The following is a 19564-nucleotide window of genomic DNA, read 5'->3' as shown; positions in this document are numbered from 1 at the left end:
TGCAACAGCAGTTTTGCAAACCGCATGCAACGGGAGGGTACACAACATGGATGTACAGAAGACCATCGGCGGCAGCTTGCAAATATCTACCGAAGTTCTTGCTAAGATCGCCAGGCTGGCGGCCCTGGAAATTGACGGCGTGGCCGAAGTGACGACCGGCGGCAGCCAGAATGTCCGCGGCCTGCTGGGCCGTACCGGCTTGCAGAAGCCGGTCAACGTGGTGCTGGAGGATGGCATTGCCACCGTTACCGTACACCTGACCGCTGTATACGGCAGCAAGATCATGCCCCTTTGCGAGAAAGTGCAGGAAAATGTCAAGCAGACCATCCAGAACATGACCGGCATCACGGTGGCCCGCGTGGATGTGCTGGTCGTCGGCCTGGCCGAGCCTGCCGCCCAGGCCTGAGCGTTTAGTAGAGAATTCGTAGAGAAAAGGAAAGACAGGAACCAAGTATGGAAAAAAAGCAGACCCGCCGCGAATCCCGCGAGACGGCGTTTCTGACGGCATTTGCCGCCACCTTTGAGCCGGAGACCCCGCTGGTGCCCGCCGAAACCGAATCGGCCGCACCGGATGCCTTCGCCACCCAGCTGCTGGCCGCAATGAACGACCACGCCGCCGAACTCGACGAGATCATCACTGCCCATCTCAAGGGCTGGACGCTGGCCCGCGTGCCCCGCGTCAGCCTGGTGGCCCTGCGCCTCGGCTTGGCTGAGATGCTGTATGGCGAGGAGCAGAAGACCGGTGTCGCCATCAACGAAGCTGTTGAGCTTGTCAAAAAGTACGGAGCTGACAACGACTACCAGTTCGTCAACGGCCTGTTGGGGGCCGTTGCACGGGAGCGCGGCGAGCAGCCTGTTGCCGAAGCCGCCCAGCCGCAATGCTGACGCTGGGCATCGATACCAGCAATTATGCAACCTCTCTGGCTGTGTTTGACACAAACGCCGGAGAGGTTGTTTGCGATTGCAAAAAGTTTTTGCCGGTCAAGGCGGGCCAGTTGGGCCTGCGCCAAAGTGACGCACTGTTCCACCACACCGCCGCCCTGCCGGACCTGCTGGCTGAACTTGGCACCAAAGCAGATCTGACCCAAATCGGTGCGGTGGGCGTTTCCGCCAAGCCCCGCCCGGTGGAGGGTTCCTACATGCCCTGCTTTTTGGCGGGCGTCAACGCCGCTGCGGCCTTTGCGCTGGGCAAGGGCATCCCGCTGATACACACCACCCACCAGCAGGGACATATCGCCGCTGCCTTGTTTGCCACAGGGGAACGTGAGCTGTTCGAGCAGGAAAACCTTGTTTTCCACGTCTCCGGCGGCACCACGGACCTTTTGCTCTGCCAAGGGGCCGAGCGCATCACGCCGCTGGGTACCAGCCAGGATCTCTACGCCGGGCAGGCGGTGGACCGCTTGGGCGTTAAGCTGGGCTATCCATTCCCGGCGGGCGTCTATGTCAGTGAGCAGGCGGCCCAGTGCACTGAGAAAGTGCACCCCAAAGTCAGCGTAAAGGGTGTCAACTGCAGCCTTTCCGGGCTGGAAAACCAGTATACCAAATTGCTGGCCGAAGGCAAGGATCCCGCCTACGTCTGCAAATACTGTCTGATCTGCGTGGCCGAAACGCTGACCCGTATGGCCCGCGCCGCGCTGGAAGGCCATCCCGGCCTGCCTGTGGTGTTTGCCGGCGGCGTGATGAGCAGCGACCTCATCCGCACCTACGTATCGGCCCGAGTGCCCGGCGCACGGTTCGTGCCCGGTAAATTCGCCAGCGATAACGCCATCGGCGTGTCGATCTTGGCCGCAAGGGAGCAGGGAGCATGGCAGACTACATCAATGTAACCAGCCTGAACCGCCTGGCCAGGCAGGTGCTTGCCCAGTGCGAGCCGCTGAACGATTTAATCGTCTGCGGCGAGATCTCTGGTTTTGTGCGCCACTACAAAAGCGGTCATATGTACTTTACCTTAAAGGACGAGACCGCCAGCGTAAAAAGCGTGATGTTCCGTAATTCTGCCCAGCTGCTTAACTTCCAGCCGCAGAACGGCATGCTGGTGCTGGCCTACGGCCACGCCACCATTTACGAGCGGGACGGTGCGTTCCAGCTGTACGTGGATTATATGAAGCCCTTTGGCGCCGGTGCGGCCCAGATGGCCTTTGACGCTCTGTACAAAAAGCTGGACGCCGAGGGCCTTTTCGCCCCCGAGCGCAAACGTCCGCTGCCGCCGGTGCCCCAGTGCATCGGTGTGGTCACCAGCAAGACCGGCGCAGCCTGGCAGGATGTGCAGAACGTCATCGGCCGCCGCTGGCCGATGGTCAAGCTGCTGCTGGCCCCTGTCAACGTGCAGGGCATCGAAGCCGAGCGCAGCATCGTGGCGGGCATCCGCGCACTGGATGCGGATAAGCGCCCGGACTTGATTTTGGTCACCCGAGGCGGCGGCAGTAAGGAGGATCTCTGGGTCTTCAACAGCGAGCGCATCGCCCGCGCTGCCGCGGCCTGCCGCAAACCCGTAGTTTCCGCTGTCGGGCACGAGATCGACACCACCATTTTGGACTATGTGGCCGACCTGCGCGCACCGACCCCCTCGGCGGCCGCCGAACTCTGTGTGCCGGACCGGGAAGAATGGCGGCAGAAAATATTCATTTTACAGCAAAATATTCAAAAAAATATACAGAATCGCTGCGAAGTATGCTATAATAAGGTAAACGCCCTGGCAGCATCCCAGACCATGCAGCGCCAGAAACAGGCCATGCAGCGCAGGGAAACTGACCTTGCCCGCTTGAGCGAGGCTGTGCAGGGCGCCGCCGTCCGCCGCTTTACGGACGCCGAGACGAGCCTGCGCCACGCCGCCGCGATGGCCGAATCGCTGAACCCCTACGGTGTGCTGGCCCGCGGCTATGCCATGGTCGAGAAGGACGGCGCGGTCAGAGAGGTCGCCGCACTGCAGCCGGGCGACGCCATCACCCTGCGCGGTGCGGCCGTCCGGGCCGATTGCGTGGTGCAGAGCGTGCACAAAAATGCGCAGGGAGGTATGACCCTATGAAACAGCCAAAATCCTTTGAAGAAGGCCTGGCCCGTCTGCAGGAATTGCTGACGGCACTGCAGGATGAATCCACGCCGCTGGCGCAGTCCGTCAAACTGTATGCCGAGGCGGCGGGACTTATCAGCTATTGCAAGCAGACGCTGGACGCGGCCAAGCTGCAGATCAATGAGATCGATGCCAGCCTGCTGGCAAAGGCGGAGGACGTGCAATGAATTACGAGGACTATAAGGCTAAGTTTACCGCCTGGGCTGCCCTGACCGAGCAGCGCCTGGGCGAACTGTGCGATGAATTTCTCCCCCCACACGAGGAAATTGCAAAAGCCGCCCGCTACAGCCTGCTGGGCGGCGGCAAACGCATCCGCGCCGTGCTGGCGCTGGCCGCCTGTGAACTGAGCGGCACCGCGCCGGAAAAGGCGTTGGACTACGCCTGTGCGCTGGAAATGCTGCACTGCTATTCGCTCATCCACGACGACATGCCCTGCATGGACAACGATGATTTCCGCCGCGGCCGCCCTAGCTGCCACAAGCAGTTTGGCGAATCCACGGCCCTGCTGGCGGCGGATGCTTTGGTCACCGCCGCATTTGAGGTCATCGCCCACGCCGACCTGCCCGCCGAGAGCCGGGTAGAAGCTGCCGCCATTCTGGCCAAAGGGGGCGGTGCCCGTGGTATGCTCTACGGGCAGGAACTTGACAAACACTACGAGACCATTCGTGCCACTGAGGACCAGCTGTTAGAACTGCACCGCAACAAGACCGGTGCACTCATCATCGTAGCAGTGGAACTGGGCTGTACGGCTGCCAATGCCGCGCCCGCCCTGCGCAAGGCTCTTGTGCAGTATGCGGCCGAAGTGGGCCTTGTGTTCCAGATCGTGGACGACATCCTCGATGTGACCTCTACCACCGAAGAACTGGGCAAGCCCGTCGGCAGCGATGCCGATAACGACAAAACGACCTTTATCACCCTCTACGGCCTGGACGGGGCACGTGCGCTGGCAAAGCAGCATAACGATACCGCCATGGCGGCCCTGGATGGGTTTGGTGCGCAGGAGGATTTCCTGCGCCTGCTGGCAGGGGAACTGCTGCAGCGCAAAAAGTAAAAACAGACGAATCCCGCACGCGCCGCCAAAACGGCCCTGCGGTTTTGCCAATAGGAAGTGAGGATACCATGCCACTGCTGCACGCCGCGCTGGAGTGGAACTACGTGCTGGTAACAGCGCTGTGCGGTTCTTTTCTGGCGCAATTCATCAAGGTGATCCTGAACCTTTTCATCTTCCATCGTTTTATCCCGGAGCGTATGTGGGGTGCGGGCGGCATGCCCAGCTCCCACTCGGCCACCGTATGCGCCATGGTAGTGGCTACCGGGCGCTACTGCGGCGTCACTTCGACAGAGTTCGCCCTTGCGGCGGTCGTGTCCATCATCGTTATGTACGATGCCATGGGTGTGCGCTACGAAACGGGCGAGCAGGCCAAACTGCTGAACCGGATGTTTAACGAGTGGATGGACCAGGGCGTGAACGCCCTGCCGTTCCTGGGTGGTAAAAAATTAAAGGAAATGGTCGGCCATACCCCGATCGAAGTGCTGACGGGTGCTGTACTCGGCATCGCACTTGGGTTTGCAATGCCCATGGTATGAGCGCGTAAATTTACAGCGAGGTGCTTATCAATGACCTATCCGCTTTTAGGGCGCATTCAGGCGCCCGGCGATGTGAAGCGGCTGCAGGAGAGTGAACTGCCTGCCCTGTGCGAGGAAATTCGTCAATTTTTGATTGAGAGCGTTTCCGCAACAGGGGGGCACTTGTCCTCCAACCTGGGTGTGGTAGAGCTTACGGTGGCTCTGCACCGCGCCCTGGACCTGCCGCAGGATAAAATTTTGTTTGACGTTGGCCACCAGTGCTATACTCATAAACTGCTCACCGGCCGCATGGCTGGCTTTGCCGAGCTGCGCCAGAAAAACGGCCTGTCCGGTTTCCCCAACCCGAAGGAAAGCCCCTGTGATACCTTCATTGCAGGTCATGGCAGCGCGGCGCTGTCCACCGCCATCGGCATTGCCCGTGCCAAAAAGCTCAAAGGCGAGCCGGGCAAAGTGGTCGTCATCGTGGGCGACGGCGCCTTTACGGGCGGCATGGTCTACGAGGGCATGAACAACGTCAGCCAGCTGAACAACCTGATCTGCATCCTGAACGACAACAAGATGTCGATCTCGAAAAACGTCGGCCAGATGGCCAATTATCTGACCAAACTGCGCACCGACCCAAAATATTTCCACGTTAAGGCCCAGATGGAAACCGCGCTGGAGCGTATTCCTGTGGCGGGCAATGCCATGGTCAAGGTGCTGCAGGGCGGCAAACAGCTGGTGCGCCGGGGCATCTACCACTCCACGATGTTCGAGGAGATGGGCTTCCAGTATATCGGCCCTGTGGACGGCCACGATGTGCTGCTGATGGAACAGATGTTCACGAACCTGCAGGAGCAGTTCGCACCCATCTTCCTGCACGTGGTCACCCAAAAAGGTAAGGGCTTAAAGCCCGCCGAGGAAAACCCCGGCGAGTTCCACGCTGTTTCTTCCATCGATTTAAGCCACCTGACCGACCCGGAGCTGTCGCCCAAGGATTCCTTCTCGACGGTGTTCGGCTCCACATTGGCCGAGATCGGCGACGATGTGCCGGAACTCTGCGCCATCACGGCGGCCATGAAGTACGGCACCGGCCTCAACTTCTTCAAGCACCGCCACAAAGAGCGGTTCTATGATGTCGGCATGGCCGAGGAGCACGCCGTCAGCTTTGCAGCGGGCTTGGCCAGCCAAGGGCTGCTGCCCACGGTGGCCATCTACTCCACCTTTTTCCAGCGTGCCTACGACCAGATTATCCACGATGTCAGCCTGATGCACCTGAACGTGCTGTTTGGCGTTGACCGTGCGGGCCTTGTCCCTGGCGACGGCGAGACCCACCAGGGTATCTATGACCCGGCTTTCTTCAGCCAGATCGGCATCCCCGTATTCGCCCCCGCCAACTATGCGGAGCTGAAATACTGGCTGCCGCACCTTGTCAAGGATATGACCGGTCCCCGCGCCATCCGCTACGCCCGCGGCAATGAGAAAGAAGCCCTGGTGGCTCTTGGCTGCACGGGCAACCTGTTTGATAAGATCGACACCCGGCCGGGCGCAAAAGTCGCCCTCGTCAGCTATGGCGCCGAAAGTGAAGAAATCATCGCTGCCACCGATTTGCTGCTGCAAAAGAAAGTGGCCGCTGACGCCTACAAGCTGACCCGCATCTTCCCGCTGCCGGAAGGTCTGTGCGAAGCCTTGGCCGATTACGATACGATTTTGTTTGCCGAGGATGCCATCCGCACCGGCGGCATCGGCCAGCAGCTGGGCTTTGCCCTGCAGCAGGCCGGCTGGCAGGGAAAATACCTGCTGCACGCTGTCGATAATTCCCATCTGCTCCACGCCAGTGTGGCAGAGCTGCGCAAAGACCAAAACCTGGATGCCGCCGCCTTGGCTGCGGACGTCCTTGCCTGTATAAAGTAAGGAGAACCCAAGCATGAGTAAGATCCGTCTTGACCAGTACCTTTGCCAGAACGGCCTTGTCCAAAGCCGAGAGCGCGCCAAAGCCCTCATCATGTCCGGCATTGTATTTGTGGACGAGCAGAAGGTGGATAAGGCCGGTGAGATGATCAGCCCCGACGCTAAAGTCGAAGTGCGCGGGCACGACATCGGCTATGTCAGCCGCGGTGGTCTTAAACTGGAAAAGGCGATGCAGGTCTTTCCCATGCGGCCGGATGGCAAAGTCTGCATGGACATAGGTGCCTCCACCGGTGGCTTTACCGACTGCATGCTGCAAAATGGCGCGGTAAAAGTTTACGCGGTGGACGTGGGCTACGGCCAGCTGGCCTGGAGCCTGCGCACCGATGAGCGCGTCGTCAACATGGAACGCACCAACATCCGCAATGTAAAGCCCGAGGACTTGTCAGAGCCGGTGGCGTTCTTCAGCGTTGATGTATCGTTTATTTCGCTCAAACATATCTTCCCGGTGGCTGATGCCATTACCACGCCGGACGCCGTAGGCGTCTGCCTGGTCAAGCCCCAGTTTGAGGCCGGGCGCGAGAAAGTAGGAAAAAAAGGCGTCGTGCGTGAGCCTGCCACCCACCGTGAGGTGCTGGAGATGGCCCAGGGCTATGCCATGGCCAACCATTTTACCCCGGCGGGCCTGGATTTTTCGCCCATCAAGGGACCCGAGGGCAACATCGAGTTTTTGATGTACGTGCAGCACTGCGAAAATCCGCAGCCGCTGCCTGAGAGCCTGATCGAGCAAACCGTGGCCCAAGCCCACGAAACGCTGGATAAGGCCCCGAATCTGCACTGAGTAAGAGGGTGTACCCGCAATGACGGTTTTACTGGTAACAAACCCTACCAAGGACAGCGGCTATGCAGTCACCGGCCAGGCGGCCGCGCTGCTGCATGAGTTGGGTGTGGCCGTGGTCATGGCCCAGCCGGTCTTTGAATCCAAGGTGCCCATCCGCTTTCTGCCTGAGGAAGAAGCCTACCGCGAAGCCGATTTCGTCATCACCATCGGCGGTGACGGTACGCTGCTGAAAGCCGGGCTGGACTGTGTGCATTATGGCAAGCCGGTGCTGGGCGTCAACCTGGGCCGCACGGGCTTTTTGGCCACCTGCGAGGTGGAGGAGATGCCCGAAAAGCTGCGTCTGCTGGCCGAGGGCCGCTATACTCTCGACCCGCGCGGCCTGCTGCTGGCAAGGTCTGCCAACGGCTGGCAGGCCGAAGCCATCAACGATGTGGTGCTTTTCGGCCGCACCCGCATGCACCCAATGGACTATAAAGTCTACTGCGACGGCTGCTTTGTCAGCAGCTACCGCAGCGATGGATTGATCCTGGCAACGCCCACCGGCTCCACGGCCTACTCCTTCTCAGCGGGTGGCCCGGTGCTGGATGCCGCCGCTGATGTGGTGGTGTTGACGCCTGTCTGCGCCCACAACGCCCAGGTGGCCCCGCTGGTGTTTGCCGCAGGCCGCAGGCTGGAGCTGGTGGCTGATGCCGAAAACCGCGATACCTGCTATGCCTGCGCTGACAGCACCGCCCAGTGCGATCTGCAGCCCGGCGATGTACTTACCGTAACAGCTGCGCCCCAAAAATTGCAGCTGATCACATTTTATGATTCCGAGCAGTTCCACGCCATTGAAAATAAATTGATGAGGAGTTGATCTCACTTGAAAAGCGCGCGTCATCAGGCAATTCTCGATCTGATCGAAAAACATCCCATCGACCGTCAGGAGGACCTGCTGGCCCACCTGCGGGAGGAGGGGTTCGATGTGACCCAGGCCACCGTTTCCCGCGACATCCGTGACCTGCAGTTGGTCAAGGTGGCCGATGCCGACGGCCATTACCGTTACATGCCCGCCGCAGCCTCCGGTAAGGTGACCCATTCGCCCAGCCGGTTCGAGATGATCTTCCGCGAGTCAGTCCTCAAGGTCGACTACGCCGGGCATCTGGTGCTGGTCAAGTGCTTCTCCGGCATGGCCAACGCCGCCTGCGAAGTGTTTGACGCAAAACAGTGGAATGGGGTTGTCGGCACGCTTTCCGGCGACGATACGTTCTTTATCCTCATGCGTACCGAGGATGGCGCGGCCGAGATCTGCAAGTCTTTGCAGCAGTATGTCCGCCGCGGCTAAGCAAAGCATAACAACGGACGGGGGAGGGCTGGCCCATGCTGGCAAACCTGAAAATTGAAAATGTAGCCGTGATCGAAAAAGCCGAGGTGAATTTTACCCCCGGCTTTAACGTGCTTACCGGCGAGACCGGCGCAGGCAAATCGATCCTGATCGATTCCATCAACGCCATCCTGGGCAACCGCACCTCGCGGGAACTGGTGCGCAGCGGCGCACAGAAAGCCTGCATCTGGGCAACCTTTGAAAATATCCCCCAGTCGGTGAAAAAGCAGCTGGAAAAGTGCGGCTATGAGGCCAACGAAGACCTTTTGCTCTACCGCGAGATCAACGCTGAGGGCAAGGGCAGCTGCCGCGTCAACGGCATGCCCGCTACCGCCGCCGTCGTGCGGGATATTTCCGCAGGGCTGCTGTCCATCCACGGCCAGCACGACAGCCAAAGCCTGACGAATCCTGCCCTGCACCTGGGTCTGCTGGACCAGTATGCCCAGAACCGTGATTTGTTTGCAGATTACTACCGCCGCTACCGTGAGCTGATCACCGTCAAGCGCCAGCTGGACGCCCTCAATGCCAGCGAGGCCGACAAGCAGCGCAAGATCGAAGCACTGACCGCTGAAATCGACGCCATCGATGCCGCCGCATTACAGCCCGGTGAGGAGAAAAACCTGCAGGAGCGCAAGACCGTCATCACCCACGCCCAAGGCATTTTGGACGGCATCACCGCCGCCCACCTGGCGCTGGCAGGGGACGAGGACGGTGAACAGCCCGGTGCCGCCGACTTGTTGGGCGGCGCGGTCGAGGGATTGCAGAACAGCGCCCGGTTGGACGAAACGCTGGCCCCGCTGTCCGAACGCCTCAACGACTTGTACTATAGCGCTCGCGACCTGGCCACCGAGCTGGCCGACCGCCTGGACGCCTACGGCTTTGACCCCGGCGAACTGGACATGATCGAGAGCCGCCTCGACACGATCTACCGCATTAAGCAAAAGTTTGGCATGGAAGTGGAAGAACTGCTGGCCTGGCGGGAAGCCGCCGCGGCGGAGTTGGAAAACTTCCAGTCCTCCGGCCAAAAGATTGCCGAACTGAAGACTCAGGTGCAGGCCTTATATGCCGACGCCAAAAAGGCCGCGGAAGCCCTGACCCAGAGCCGCTTAAAGGGCTTTACGGCAATGAATAAAGAGATGCGGGCGGCGCTGGAATTTCTGAACATGCCGGGCATCCGCTTTGCCCTCAAGCATGCACGGGGGCCGCTGTCCTCCCACGGGCAGGATACGGTGGAATTCCTCATCTCCACCAACCCTGGCGAGGCCCCCAAGCCCCTGGCCAAAATCGCCTCGGGCGGTGAACTTTCCCGTATTATGCTGGCGTTCAAGAGTGCCCTGGCCGACCGCGACGCCCTGCCCACCGTCATCTACGATGAGATCGACACCGGTGTTTCTGGCCTGGCGGCGGGGCGCATCGGCCAGCTGCTGCACCAGACAGCGGCAGGCCATCAGGTGCTTTGCATCACCCATACGCCGCAGGTGGCCGCTTTTGCCGATAACCAGCTGCTCATCCAGAAAAACGTACGCGATGACCGCACCTTTACTGAGATCCATACCCTTGATATGAACGGCCGCGTGGAAGTGCTGGCCCGCATGATCTCCGGCGATAAAGTCACCGAGTTGAGCCTGGCCAACGCCCGGGAGCTGATTGAAAAATCAAAATAAGCAGGGCCTAAATAAAAATCCGCGGGCAGGGAACATGCAATAAAATTTAACGTTCCAAGGTGACAATTTTCGATAAGCAGGGGACACCTCGCCCACCGTACAGCTTGACAATTGCGCGTATGTATGCTAAAGTTAGCTGTACATTGTGCCGCCGTGGCGGAACTGGCAGACGCAAGGGACTTAAAATCCCTCGGTAGCGATACCGTACCGGTTCGATCCCGGTCGGCGGCATGAGAGCCTATATTCAACGTTTTGCAGTTGAATATAGGCTCTTTCCTTTTGGCATCCGGCATATCAAAAAGCCGCCCTGCAGCAAGTCTGTCCCTGCAATCTCTCGTCAAAAATCCGTAGAAAATCTCTCGTCAATTCAGTAAAAACGGCTTCTGACTTTTTAAAAATGCAAAAATATCCCGCTTTTTGGTACACTATTTGCGTTTTGCGGGCAAAAATGCGGCAAAAACGCTTGTTCTTTTGCTCAAAACCGTATATAATGTAATGTACGCATGTGCTGTATCAAAATAGAGGGGATACAGCGTGTGGGAAAATGATATAGGGGGACTTTGATTATGGCTGATTACCTGTCAATGAATCGTGACGAGCTGACCGCAGAGAAAACTGCGCTGGAAGCACAGTACAAGAAGTTTCAGGATATGGGCCTGAAACTCAACATGGCCCGCGGCAAGCCTGGCCCTCACCAGATGGATCTGGCGATGGATCTGCTGAAGATGGACGACTACACCACCGATGACGGCTTCGACGCCCGCAACTATGGCGAATTGGAAGGCCTGCAGGAGGCTCGCGAACTGTTTGCCGATGTGTTTGGCGTAAAGCCCGCGGAGGTTTTTGTAGGCGGCAACTCCAGCCTGCAGCTGATGTACAACCTGGTAGCCATCGGTTATATGTTTGGCTTCCAGGATTCTCCGTGCCCCTGGTCCCAGGTAGAGAAGCGCAAGTTCCTCTGCCCGGTGCCCGGCTATGACCGCCACTTCGCCATCACCGAGGAAATGGGCTTTGACCTCATCAGCGTCCCTATGAGCCCAGACGGCCCCGATATGGACATGATCGAGAAGCTCGTGGCTGAGGATGACACCATCAAAGGCATCTGGTGCGTGCCGCAGTACTCCAACCCAGATGGCTACACTTACAGCGATGAGACCATTCGCCGCTTTGCCGCACTCAAGACCGCTGCCCCGGATTTCAAGATCTTCTGGGACGAGGCCTACATCGTGCACCACCTGACCGATGAAATCATCGAGACCCCTGTGCTGCTGAACGAGGCCAAGAAGTACGGCAATGAGGATCGCGTCTTCATGTTCACTTCCACCAGCAAGATCACTTTCCCTGGTGCCGGTGTCTCTGCCATCGCCTGCAGTGAGAACTCGATGAAGTACATGTGCAAGCGCTTCTCTACCATGATCATCAGCTATGACAAGATGAACCAGCTGCGCCATGTCCGTTTCCTCAAGAACAAAGCGGGCGTACTCGCCCACATGGCCAAGCATCGCCGCCGCCTGGTGCCTTGCTTTGACGCCGTTAAGACCGCTTTTGCCACCGAGCTGACCCCCTGCGGCAACATTGCCCACTGGACCAACCCCAAGGGCGGTTACTTCATCAGCCTGTACGTTATGCCGGGCTGTGCCAAGCGCGTTGCCCAGCTGTGCAAAGACTGCGGCCTCACGCTGACCGGGGCAGGCTCCGCTTACCCCTACCACAAGGACCCCGAGGACTCTCACCTGCGCATTGCGCCGACCTATCCCAGCCTTGACGAAGTCGAGACTGCATCGGCTCTGCTGTGCGTCTGTGTACGTCTGGCGGTCGTCGAAAAGCTGCTGGCGGATCAGCAGTAATTCCGGCGCATAAATCTATCCCGCCCGCAGGCGCGGGCATATTTTTGGAGGTTTCTATGAACAAGAAAGGGAAGTCATGGCCGCTGTTTGTCGTGGCAATTCTGATCGTGGTGTTTTCCCTGACTGCGATCTTCGGCGTAAGCTATCAGTACGGCGACACTAAGAACATCTACATCAAGGGTGCTTCGGATATCCGCTTCGGTATCGATATCCGCGGCGGTGTCGATGTTACCTTTATGCCCGCCGGTGATGTGGATGCCACCCCCGAACAGATGACGGCGGCAAAAACCGTTATCGAGGACCGTCTGGTCGGCCTGGGCATTACGGACTACGAGAGCTATGTTGACAGTAACAAGGATCGTATCATCGTCCGTTTCCCATGGAAGACCGGCGAGGCTGATTTCAACCCGCAGACGGCTATCGATGAGATCGGCACCACCGCCAAGATGGTGTTCCGCAAGGGTTCCACCGTAGATGGGGAAGAAATCCTCAGCGGTGACGACGTGACTTCCGCCAATGCCGCGTATAACGAGACGGAGGGCTGGGTCGTTCAGCTGAAGTTCAATTCCGCTGGTGCTGCTGCTTTTGCCGATGCTACCACCGAACAAGCCGCCAACAACGGTACGATCTCCATCTGGCTGGACGATGAAAACATCTCCACCGCCACAGTCAACGAGGCCATCACCGGCGGTGAGGCCATCATCAAGGGCAACTTTGATCAGGACAGCGCTTCCACGCTGGCCAACCAGATCAATTCCGGCGCACTGCCTTTCGCCCTGTCTGCCGAGAGCTACTCCACCATCAGCCCGTCCCTGGGCGCTAAGAGCCTGGAGGTCATGGTTCTGGCTGGCATCATCGCTTTTGCGCTCGTCGCTGTGATGATGATTGTGCGTTACCGTCTGCCCGGTACCATCGCTACCATCTCTTTGTTTGGCCAGGTGGCCGCTACCCTGGCTGTCGTTTCCGGCTACTTTACTGTGTTCCCGGGTTCTACCCTGACCCTGCCCGGCATCGCTGGTATCATCCTGGGCATCGGTATGGGCGTTGACGCCAACGTCATCACCGCTGAGCGTATCAAGGAAGAGCTCGCTAAGAACAAGACCCTGCCTGCCGCCGTCAAGAGCGGCTTCAAGATGGGCCTGACCCCCATCATCGACGGCAACGTCACCATCGTCATCGTCGCCGCTATCCTGATGGGCGCTTTCGGCCCCACCGACGGCTTCTGGGCTAAGGTGTTCAACCCGATCTTCTTCTGGTTCGGACCCTCCACCGCCGGTACTGTCTACTCCTTCGGCTTTACACTGCTCACCAGCGTGCTGCTCAACTTCGTCTTCGGTGTCTGGGCTACCCGCGTTATGATCCGCGGCGCCGTCCACTGCAAGGCCCTGCGCAACCCCTGGCTGTACGGCGGCAAGAAGGATGGCACTGCTGAGTACAAGACCCCGCACATCAACTTCATCGGCAACCGCAAGAAGTTCTACACCTTCTCCTGCGCACTGATCGCTATCGTCCTCGTCTTCTGCGCCGTGTTCGGCGTCAAGATGGACGTCGAGTTCAAGGGCGGCTCCATGGTCACCCTGAGCTATGAGGGCGACGTTGATCTGCCCAGCCTGAAGAGCGAGATCGGCAGCCAGCTGGGCCAGAGCGACCTGACACTCCAGACCGGTTCCGACATTTCCGGCAACCAGACCTTGACCGTGACCCTGCCGGGCAGCCAGACCCTGACCACCGAGCAGCTGGACGATATGCTGACCGCCATCAACGAAACTCACCCCGAAAACAACTTCGAGCAGAACGAGGTCAGCAATGTCAACGCCACCATCGGTAAGGAGTTCCTGTTCAAGAGCCTGGTCGCCCTGGTCGCGGCCTGCGTGCTGATCCTGGCTTACGTGGCCTTCCGCTTCCGCAAGATCGGCGGTCTCAAGGCTGGTTCCACCGCCATCGTGGCCCTGCTGCATGATATGTTCGTCGTCTTCGGCGTCTTTGTCATCCTGCGTATTCCTCTGAACGGCAACTTCATCGCTGCCGTGCTGACCATCCTGGGCTACTCCATCAACGATACCGTCGTTATCTATGATCGTATCCGCGAGAACAGTGCCCTGTACAGCAAAAAGCAGATGGGCCTGGCCGAGCTGGTCAACCTGTCCGTCAACCAGAGCTTCTCCCGTTCGTTGATGACCTCCATCACCACCTGCCTGGCGCTGGGTGTCGTCTGCGTTGTGTCCGTCATCTACCGTCTGGACAGCATCTACACCTTCGCGTTCCCGCTGCTGTTCGGCATGGTCAGTGGTGTGTACAGCACGATCTGCATCGCTACGCCGCTGTGGGTCGACTGGAAGTCCAAGAAAAAGGCTGCCAAAAAGGAAGCCTGATGACCCTGTACAAGTAAGGAGACAGCTATGAAATGCCCGTATTGTGGGGAAGTGGATTCCAAAGTTATTGACTCCCGCCCGACTGAGGACGGTGAAAAGATCCGCCGCCGCCGCGAATGTCTGAACTGCAAAAAGCGTTTTACGACCTACGAGATCGTCGAGACGGTGCCCTTGATGGTCGTCAAGAAAGACCACTCCCGTGAGGTATTTGACCGCCAGAAGCTGCTGAACGGTATGCTGCGCGCCTGCGAAAAGCGCCCCGTCAGCTACCAGCAGTTGGACGACGCTGTCAGCCGGATCGAGCAGCTGTTGCTCAACTCCTATGACCGCGAAGTCTCTTCCATCCATATCGGCGATCTGGCTATGCAGGAGCTCAAGCAGATGGATGATGTCGCCTATGTGCGCTTCGCCTCCGTCTACCGCCAGTTCAGCGACGTCAACACCTTTATGGAAGAATTGAAGGACATGCTGGACAGCCGATCAAAAACTGCCGAAAAATGATTGCTGTATCTGTTGCAGCTGGCAGCAGGCCCGGTCCGTCTCTAGGGTGAGGTCCGTAAGGTTCTCTTCTTTGGCACAGCCGGGCAGCAGGCTTAAGGTCTGGTTCATCTGGTCGATGAGATTGCGCCGCACCAGCATCCCCAGCACCTTGCTGGCCTGGGCAGCGTTATCCGCAGCCGCTCGGTAAGCTTGCTGTGCCTGCGACATTTGGCCGGTCTCGGCCAGGGTGCAGGCGGTTTGCAGCTCATTGCAAAGGGTGGCCGTGGTGCGGTTCACGTACCGCCCCGCCAGCCATAAAGTCAGCGCCAGCACTACCAACAGGATCACCGCATATCGGTTTCGACTCATACCGCGTCCTTTCCGGGCCGCCCCTTCGGGGGCGGCCCTTTTGTGTTTTGCCGGGGCACGATCAGCAGGTCTTTGCCATTATAAAGCAGCAGCAACACCTGTGGCCGGGTCAGCTGCTTTTCGGCAAGGCGGTCATCCAGCCAAGGCTCATCCACGCCAAAAAAGGCCAGGTTCTCCCGGTAAACCGTGCCTTCCAGCAGCAGCGGCAGCATGGGCGGGGCTTCGCTGTTTTGAGGCACCGGTGCGGTGCTGATACTGCCGTTTGGCTCCACCGTGGCCCACAGCAGTTCAGTAGGGGAAAAGTACTCCTTGCCCCGCAGTGCTTCCATCAAGTCGGATGCCGTGATGCGCAGCTCCTGCAATGCCTGCTGCCGAATTTCACCCCGCACAATGACGGTGATCGGCTTGCCGAACAGCAGCCGCGCATACCGGGGACAGAACCAGGCCAGAGTAGAGTTCAAAATCTCCAGCGCTGTAAGCAAAAAAATCGGCACGATGCTGGCCGCCAGCGGCAAATCCGGCTCATCGATGCAGATGGACGCTACGTTGGAGATGAGAAAGGTGGTCACCAGCTCGGCGGGCTGCAATTCCCCCAGCTGCCGCTTGCCCATCAGCCGCATGGCGGTGATAACGGCAACATAAACAATGACAGTGCGAAAAACGCTGGCAAGCATAGCGGACCCCCCTCATAAAATCCCAAACGCCGGGCAAGACTAAAGGGCAGGAGGGAACGCCATGCAAAAACCAGCCTTGTGCCGGGCCCTGGCCCAAAATCTTGCGGTTCTGCAAGATAGATTTGGCGGCTCGGACGATTTCTATACCAAAAAGCTCTCGGTGGGCGGCATCCGCTGCGCCATCATTATGTTTACAGGAATTTCCTCGCCGGAAAAACTCTGCCGGTTAGCCCTTGATATGCTGGATCGCGACCCGGCCTTTTTCGGCGGTGGGCCGGGGCTGTGCGACTATCTGCTTAAACAAAGCCTTATCCCCGCCGAGCCGCAGCCAGCCTCAGATATAGAAGAAATCGGGGAACTGCTGGCCAACGGCATGTCACTGCTGCTTATTGATGACTGTGACCAGGCAGTTGTGTTCTCCACCCAGGAAATGCCCCAGCGCAGCATCAGCACCCCCAGCGGTGAGGGCAACATGCGCGGCTCGCAGGAGGCATTCACCGAACTGTTGCGCAATAACGTATCCCTGCTGCGCCGCCAATTCCGTTCTGGCACGCTGGTGGCGGAAATTGCCACCGCCCATACCCGCGCCAAGACCGAATACTGCCTGTGCTATGACAGCGCCCTGGCCCCGGCTGAAACCATTCATGCCCTTCGGGACCGTCTGGAAAAAATCGAACTGCCCGTGCTTTTGGACAGTGCTTACTTTGCCTCTTTTTTAAAGCAGGATAAACTCAACCTGTTCCCGGCCGCCGCCTACACCGAGCGCCCCGCCACCGCCTGCGCACGCCTGTGCGAGGGCAAAGCCGTGGTGCTGGTGGCAGGCTGCCCCTACGCTATGGTGGTGCCCAGCTTTTTTGCCGAGCATTTCGAGTGCCTGGACGACTACGCCTCGGGCGCGGTCTTCGCGGGGCTGATCCGGCTTTTAAAATATCTGGCGTTCCTTCTGTCGGTGTTCGGCCCTGGACTGTACGTAATGGCGGTGGCCTTTGCACCGGAGATCATCCCCGCGCAGCTGTTGACGAAACTTGCCCAGGCCGAAGCCCAGACACCCTTGCCGCCGATGCTGGAAATGCTGGCGGTGACCTTGCTGCTGGAAATCGTCCGAGAGGCGGGTCTGCGTGCGCCTCAATCCATCAGCCACACGGTCAGTATTGTGGGCGCACTCATTATTGGCGAGACAGCCGTCAATGCCGGCATCGTCAGTGTGCCGGTGCTTACCATGGCGGCGGCCGCCACCATCGCCACGCTGGCTGTGCCTTCTCTGTACGAGCAAAGCATTTTGTTTCGCTTCTGCGTCATCCTGCTGGCCGGGCTGTTCGGCGTGCTGGGGCTGACCTGCGCCGCACTGATGATCTTAGCCATGGCCTGCGGCAGCGAGCCCTTCGGGTACGACTATCTCTACCCGCTGATGCCCCCGGGCAAAGCCAGCGTCCGGGACGGTTTTGTGCGCAGTATCTGGTCCGAGCTGGCCAAAGCCGGGGAGGTGATCGGCCGCCATGAAATGTGAACATCCCAGCCTGTACGCCGCGCTGCTGGTGGGGGTGCTGGTCAACGTGCTGCTGCGCAGCCAAACGGCCTACTGGTGCCGCGCCGGGGCGGCGGCCGCACTGGTTTGTGCGCCGGTGCTGGCCGCAGTAGGCGCACTGTTTGCCGTCAGCTGGCGGCAGGGGGCTACGCCGCTATTGCGCCTGCTGTTTGCCCTGCTGCTGGCGGGCACCTCGGTGCTGGAACTGCTGCGCCTGTGGAACCTCACGCAGCGGTTATATCCCGGTGCCGTCACCCAGCTGGCACTCTGCCTGCTGGTGCTGCTGCCGATTCTCTACCTGCGCCGCGTCTCGGCTATTTCGCAGACGGCCTACGTGGTGCTGTGCCTGCTCTGCATCGCCACGGCGGGAATGCTGCTGTCGGTCTTTCCGCGGCTGCACATCACCAACCTGCAAAATGCCGCGCTGATCTGGCCGGATTTCGCCGACGCCGCCCGCGACCAGCTGACACTATACCCGGAATATCTACTGCCCGTCCTCTGGCCGGAACCGCAAAAGCGCGGCCGCCACACGCTGCTGTGGCTGGCCGGTGTCGCCCTTGGCTTTGATGTGACAATCCACGCGATGCTGGAGCTGTTTTACGGCGCGGCCATGCCCCTGCGGGCCGACCCGCTCCACGCCGCCGCCCGCTGCGGGGCACTCTCGGTCTTTACGCGGATGGAATGGCTTCAATTGATTTTGTGGGTTATGGCCGTTACGGTCAAGCTGGCGCTCTACTTTTACGCCATGACGCGCCTGCTGGGTGGTGAGGCCCGGCAGGAGAATGCCGCCGCCAACTTGGGGCCGTTCTGCGTGTACCTGCTGTTACTGCCCACGGTCTGCCTGCTGCTGCGTGGGCTGGATGTGGACGCCGCCCTGCGCTGGCGCAGTGCGTTCACCTGGGGCTTTGTACTTCTTGCCTGGATCGGGGGTGCTGCGGCATGGCTATGCCAAAAATTCCGGCGCTGCTCCTGATGGTGTTGCTTTGCAGCCTGCTGCTTTGCGGCTGTGGCGGCCAGCCGCTTTCCAAGCGGGAAATCGTCCGCGCCGTCTTTTTTGCACAGCAGGGTGAACACTATTCTGTCTGCCTGCTGCTGGCCGACCAGAACGCCCCGGAGGGCGAGTCTGCCTTTAAAACCGCCAGCGCCGCCGCGCCCACCCCGGCCCAGGCGCTGGAAAACGCCGCTGCGACCCTGCCGGGCACCGTCTACTACGGTCTGCTGGACGCCGCCGCCCTGCCTGCCGGGGCTGATTGGGAACAAGCGCAGGAGATCGGCCTGTTACTCTACGACCGCGCCCAGCCTGCACCGGAACTTTCGGTCTTTCTTCTGGACAGCGCCGACCACGATTGGCAGCAGGATGCCCAAGGCTTATATGAGCGGATGCAGGCCATCGAGGACCACTACAAAGTCCACTGCGGCCTGCAGCAGCTTTTCACCCAGCACGCGGGCTGCGCCGTCCCGGCCTTACCGCAAGGCGGCGGGTATGACTTCACCCTGCTGGCTCAAAAGGAAAAGGCCGCACCCCGCCGCTGTACAGGCCTGACGGCCCAGCTGGCTGCGTTCCTGGCCGGGCAGACCACCCGCCTGGAAACCACTTACGCCGCCGACACCGCCGCCTGCACCGCCCGCGCCGAGGTGACAGCCTACGGCAGTACGGTCCAGCTCCACCTGCACGGTGCTGACCTGCGCAGCCTGGCCGCCCCGGCAGACGAAGCTGCCCTACGCAAGGCCCTGGAAGCCGATCTGCAAACCTCTTTTGCAGTTTTAACCAAAGCCACCGCCGCCAGTGACCTTTTCCACTTTAGCTTCTGGCAGCAATGCGTCTACGGCCCCAACGCAGCACCTAAAACACCCACCCTGCAAATTTTGTGGGAATAACGATGCA

Annotated in this window: 20 protein-coding genes and 1 tRNA gene; 19 read left to right on the top strand and 2 right to left on the bottom strand. The window is 59.6% G+C overall.

Annotated features, from left to right (window positions below; all coding sequences use genetic code 11):
- Positions 1-46: 46 nt before the first annotated feature.
- The 16 genes from OGM81_13445 (at position 47) to nrdR (ending at position 15132) form a co-directional block, all read left to right on the top strand.
- Positions 47-406 (top strand): Asp23/Gls24 family envelope stress response protein, encoded by a 360-nt coding sequence (locus OGM81_13445; GenBank protein UYJ43309.1) that lies wholly within the window; start codon positions 47-49, stop codon positions 404-406.
- Between the two features lie 47 nt (positions 407-453).
- Positions 454-885, top strand: a complete 432-nt coding sequence (gene nusB, locus OGM81_13440) for a transcription antitermination factor NusB (GenBank protein ID UYJ43308.1) — start codon at positions 454-456, stop codon at positions 883-885.
- Positions 879-1826, top strand: coding sequence for a glycoprotease (locus tag OGM81_13435; protein UYJ43307.1), 948 nt, complete (start codon positions 879-881; stop codon positions 1824-1826). The genes nusB and OGM81_13435 overlap by 7 nt, the downstream gene beginning before the upstream one ends.
- Positions 1805-3025, top strand: coding sequence for an exodeoxyribonuclease VII large subunit (xseA, locus tag OGM81_13430; protein ID UYJ43306.1), 1221 nt, complete (start codon positions 1805-1807; stop codon positions 3023-3025). Before OGM81_13435 ends, xseA begins: the two co-directional genes overlap by 22 nt.
- A complete protein-coding gene (gene xseB / locus OGM81_13425) occupies positions 3022-3237 on the top strand; it encodes an exodeoxyribonuclease VII small subunit (GenBank protein UYJ43305.1) in 216 nt (71 codons plus the stop codon). The genes xseA and xseB overlap by 4 nt, the downstream gene beginning before the upstream one ends.
- The gene (locus OGM81_13420; protein ID UYJ43304.1) at positions 3234-4121 is read left to right on the top strand and encodes a polyprenyl synthetase family protein; all 888 of its coding nucleotides are present in this window, start codon (positions 3234-3236) and stop codon (positions 4119-4121) included. Before xseB ends, OGM81_13420 begins: the two co-directional genes overlap by 4 nt.
- Before the next feature lie 68 nt (positions 4122-4189).
- Entirely contained in the window at positions 4190-4657 is a 468-nt protein-coding gene (locus OGM81_13415; protein UYJ43303.1) for a divergent PAP2 family protein, read from the top strand.
- Between the two features lie 30 nt (positions 4658-4687).
- Positions 4688-6550, top strand: coding sequence for a 1-deoxy-D-xylulose-5-phosphate synthase (gene dxs, locus OGM81_13410; protein UYJ43302.1), 1863 nt, complete (start codon positions 4688-4690; stop codon positions 6548-6550).
- Positions 6551-6563: 13 nt separating this feature from the next.
- Positions 6564-7385: a TlyA family RNA methyltransferase gene (locus OGM81_13405; protein ID UYJ43301.1), complete on the top strand. Its 822-nt coding sequence runs from the start codon at positions 6564-6566 to the stop codon at positions 7383-7385.
- A 19-nt stretch (positions 7386-7404) separates the two neighbouring features.
- Positions 7405-8241 (top strand): NAD(+)/NADH kinase, encoded by an 837-nt coding sequence (locus tag OGM81_13400; GenBank protein ID UYJ43300.1) that lies wholly within the window; start codon positions 7405-7407, stop codon positions 8239-8241.
- A 6-nt stretch (positions 8242-8247) separates the two neighbouring features.
- Positions 8248-8709, top strand: a complete 462-nt coding sequence (locus OGM81_13395; GenBank protein ID UYJ43299.1) for an arginine repressor — start codon at positions 8248-8250, stop codon at positions 8707-8709.
- 35 nt (positions 8710-8744) lie between these two features.
- Entirely contained in the window at positions 8745-10412 is a 1668-nt protein-coding gene (recN, locus tag OGM81_13390; protein UYJ43298.1) for a DNA repair protein RecN, read from the top strand.
- A gap of 147 nt (positions 10413-10559) precedes the next feature.
- Positions 10560-10643: transfer RNA gene (locus OGM81_13385), tRNA-Leu, on the top strand.
- A 335-nt stretch (positions 10644-10978) separates the two neighbouring features.
- The gene (locus tag OGM81_13380; protein UYJ43297.1) at positions 10979-12259 is read left to right on the top strand and encodes an aminotransferase; all 1281 of its coding nucleotides are present in this window, start codon (positions 10979-10981) and stop codon (positions 12257-12259) included.
- Positions 12260-12315: 56 nt separating this feature from the next.
- Positions 12316-14631: a protein translocase subunit SecF gene (gene secF / locus OGM81_13375; protein UYJ43296.1), complete on the top strand. Its 2316-nt coding sequence runs from the start codon at positions 12316-12318 to the stop codon at positions 14629-14631.
- A 27-nt stretch (positions 14632-14658) separates the two neighbouring features.
- Positions 14659-15132 (top strand): transcriptional regulator NrdR, encoded by a 474-nt coding sequence (gene nrdR / locus OGM81_13370; GenBank protein UYJ43295.1) that lies wholly within the window; start codon positions 14659-14661, stop codon positions 15130-15132.
- On the opposite strand, the gene OGM81_13365 is transcribed toward nrdR, so the two are convergent.
- Positions 15112-15480 carry a DUF4363 family protein gene (locus tag OGM81_13365; GenBank protein ID UYJ43294.1) on the bottom strand — a complete coding sequence of 123 codons (369 nt, stop codon included), beginning with the start codon at positions 15478-15480 and terminating at the stop codon, positions 15112-15114. The genes nrdR and OGM81_13365 overlap by 21 nt on opposite strands.
- On the bottom strand, positions 15477-16154 hold the full coding sequence (locus tag OGM81_13360) for a DUF421 domain-containing protein (GenBank protein ID UYJ43293.1): 678 nt from the start codon (positions 16152-16154) through the stop codon (positions 15477-15479). Before OGM81_13360 ends, OGM81_13365 begins: the two co-directional genes overlap by 4 nt.
- A gap of 61 nt (positions 16155-16215) precedes the next feature.
- On the opposite strand from OGM81_13360, the gene OGM81_13355 reads away from it, so the two are divergent.
- The 3 genes from OGM81_13355 to OGM81_13345 are packed head-to-tail and all read left to right on the top strand — an operon-like array spanning position 16216 to position 19557.
- On the top strand, positions 16216-17661 hold the full coding sequence (locus OGM81_13355) for a spore germination protein (protein ID UYJ43292.1): 1446 nt from the start codon (positions 16216-16218) through the stop codon (positions 17659-17661).
- Positions 17651-18652 (top strand): hypothetical protein, encoded by a 1002-nt coding sequence (locus OGM81_13350; GenBank protein ID UYJ43291.1) that lies wholly within the window; start codon positions 17651-17653, stop codon positions 18650-18652. Before OGM81_13355 ends, OGM81_13350 begins: the two co-directional genes overlap by 11 nt.
- Complete coding sequence (locus OGM81_13345) at positions 18619-19557, top strand: hypothetical protein (GenBank protein ID UYJ43290.1); 939 nt, start codon at positions 18619-18621, stop codon at positions 19555-19557. The genes OGM81_13350 and OGM81_13345 overlap by 34 nt, the downstream gene beginning before the upstream one ends.
- The last annotated feature ends 7 nt before the right edge of the window (positions 19558-19564 follow it).

The sequence above is a fragment of the Oscillospiraceae bacterium genome (genome assembly GCA_025758045.1).
GTDB lineage: Bacteria > Bacillota > Clostridia > Oscillospirales > Ruminococcaceae > Gemmiger.
The sequence above is the reverse complement of the archived record's forward strand: the minus strand, read 5'-3'. Positions and strand labels throughout refer to the sequence as shown.

Bases quoted from the DNA above. Each gene is read 5' to 3' on its own strand.
- OGM81_13445 (UYJ43309.1), top strand. From the start codon at position 47: ATGGATGTACAGAAGACCATCGGCGGCAGCTTGCAAATATCTACCGAA.
- nusB (UYJ43308.1), top strand. From the start codon at position 454: ATGGAAAAAAAGCAGACCCGCCGCGAATCCCGCGAGACGGCGTTTCTG.
- OGM81_13435 (UYJ43307.1), top strand. From the start codon at position 879: ATGCTGACGCTGGGCATCGATACCAGCAATTATGCAACCTCTCTGGCT.
- xseA (UYJ43306.1), top strand. From the start codon at position 1,805: ATGGCAGACTACATCAATGTAACCAGCCTGAACCGCCTGGCCAGGCAG.
- xseB (UYJ43305.1), top strand. From the start codon at position 3,022: ATGAAACAGCCAAAATCCTTTGAAGAAGGCCTGGCCCGTCTGCAGGAA.
- OGM81_13420 (UYJ43304.1), top strand. From the start codon at position 3,234: ATGAATTACGAGGACTATAAGGCTAAGTTTACCGCCTGGGCTGCCCTG.
- OGM81_13415 (UYJ43303.1), top strand. From the start codon at position 4,190: ATGCCACTGCTGCACGCCGCGCTGGAGTGGAACTACGTGCTGGTAACA.
- dxs (UYJ43302.1), top strand. From the start codon at position 4,688: ATGACCTATCCGCTTTTAGGGCGCATTCAGGCGCCCGGCGATGTGAAG.
- OGM81_13405 (UYJ43301.1), top strand. From the start codon at position 6,564: ATGAGTAAGATCCGTCTTGACCAGTACCTTTGCCAGAACGGCCTTGTC.
- OGM81_13400 (UYJ43300.1), top strand. From the start codon at position 7,405: ATGACGGTTTTACTGGTAACAAACCCTACCAAGGACAGCGGCTATGCA.
- recN (UYJ43298.1), top strand. From the start codon at position 8,745: ATGCTGGCAAACCTGAAAATTGAAAATGTAGCCGTGATCGAAAAAGCC.
- OGM81_13380 (UYJ43297.1), top strand. From the start codon at position 10,979: ATGGCTGATTACCTGTCAATGAATCGTGACGAGCTGACCGCAGAGAAA.
- secF (UYJ43296.1), top strand. From the start codon at position 12,316: ATGAACAAGAAAGGGAAGTCATGGCCGCTGTTTGTCGTGGCAATTCTG.
- nrdR (UYJ43295.1), top strand. From the start codon at position 14,659: ATGAAATGCCCGTATTGTGGGGAAGTGGATTCCAAAGTTATTGACTCC.
- OGM81_13365 (UYJ43294.1), bottom strand. From the start codon at position 15,480: ATGAGTCGAAACCGATATGCGGTGATCCTGTTGGTAGTGCTGGCGCTG.
- OGM81_13360 (UYJ43293.1), bottom strand. From the start codon at position 16,154: ATGCTTGCCAGCGTTTTTCGCACTGTCATTGTTTATGTTGCCGTTATC.
- OGM81_13355 (UYJ43292.1), top strand. From the start codon at position 16,216: ATGCAAAAACCAGCCTTGTGCCGGGCCCTGGCCCAAAATCTTGCGGTT.
- OGM81_13350 (UYJ43291.1), top strand. From the start codon at position 17,651: ATGAAATGTGAACATCCCAGCCTGTACGCCGCGCTGCTGGTGGGGGTG.
- OGM81_13345 (UYJ43290.1), top strand. From the start codon at position 18,619: ATGGCTATGCCAAAAATTCCGGCGCTGCTCCTGATGGTGTTGCTTTGC.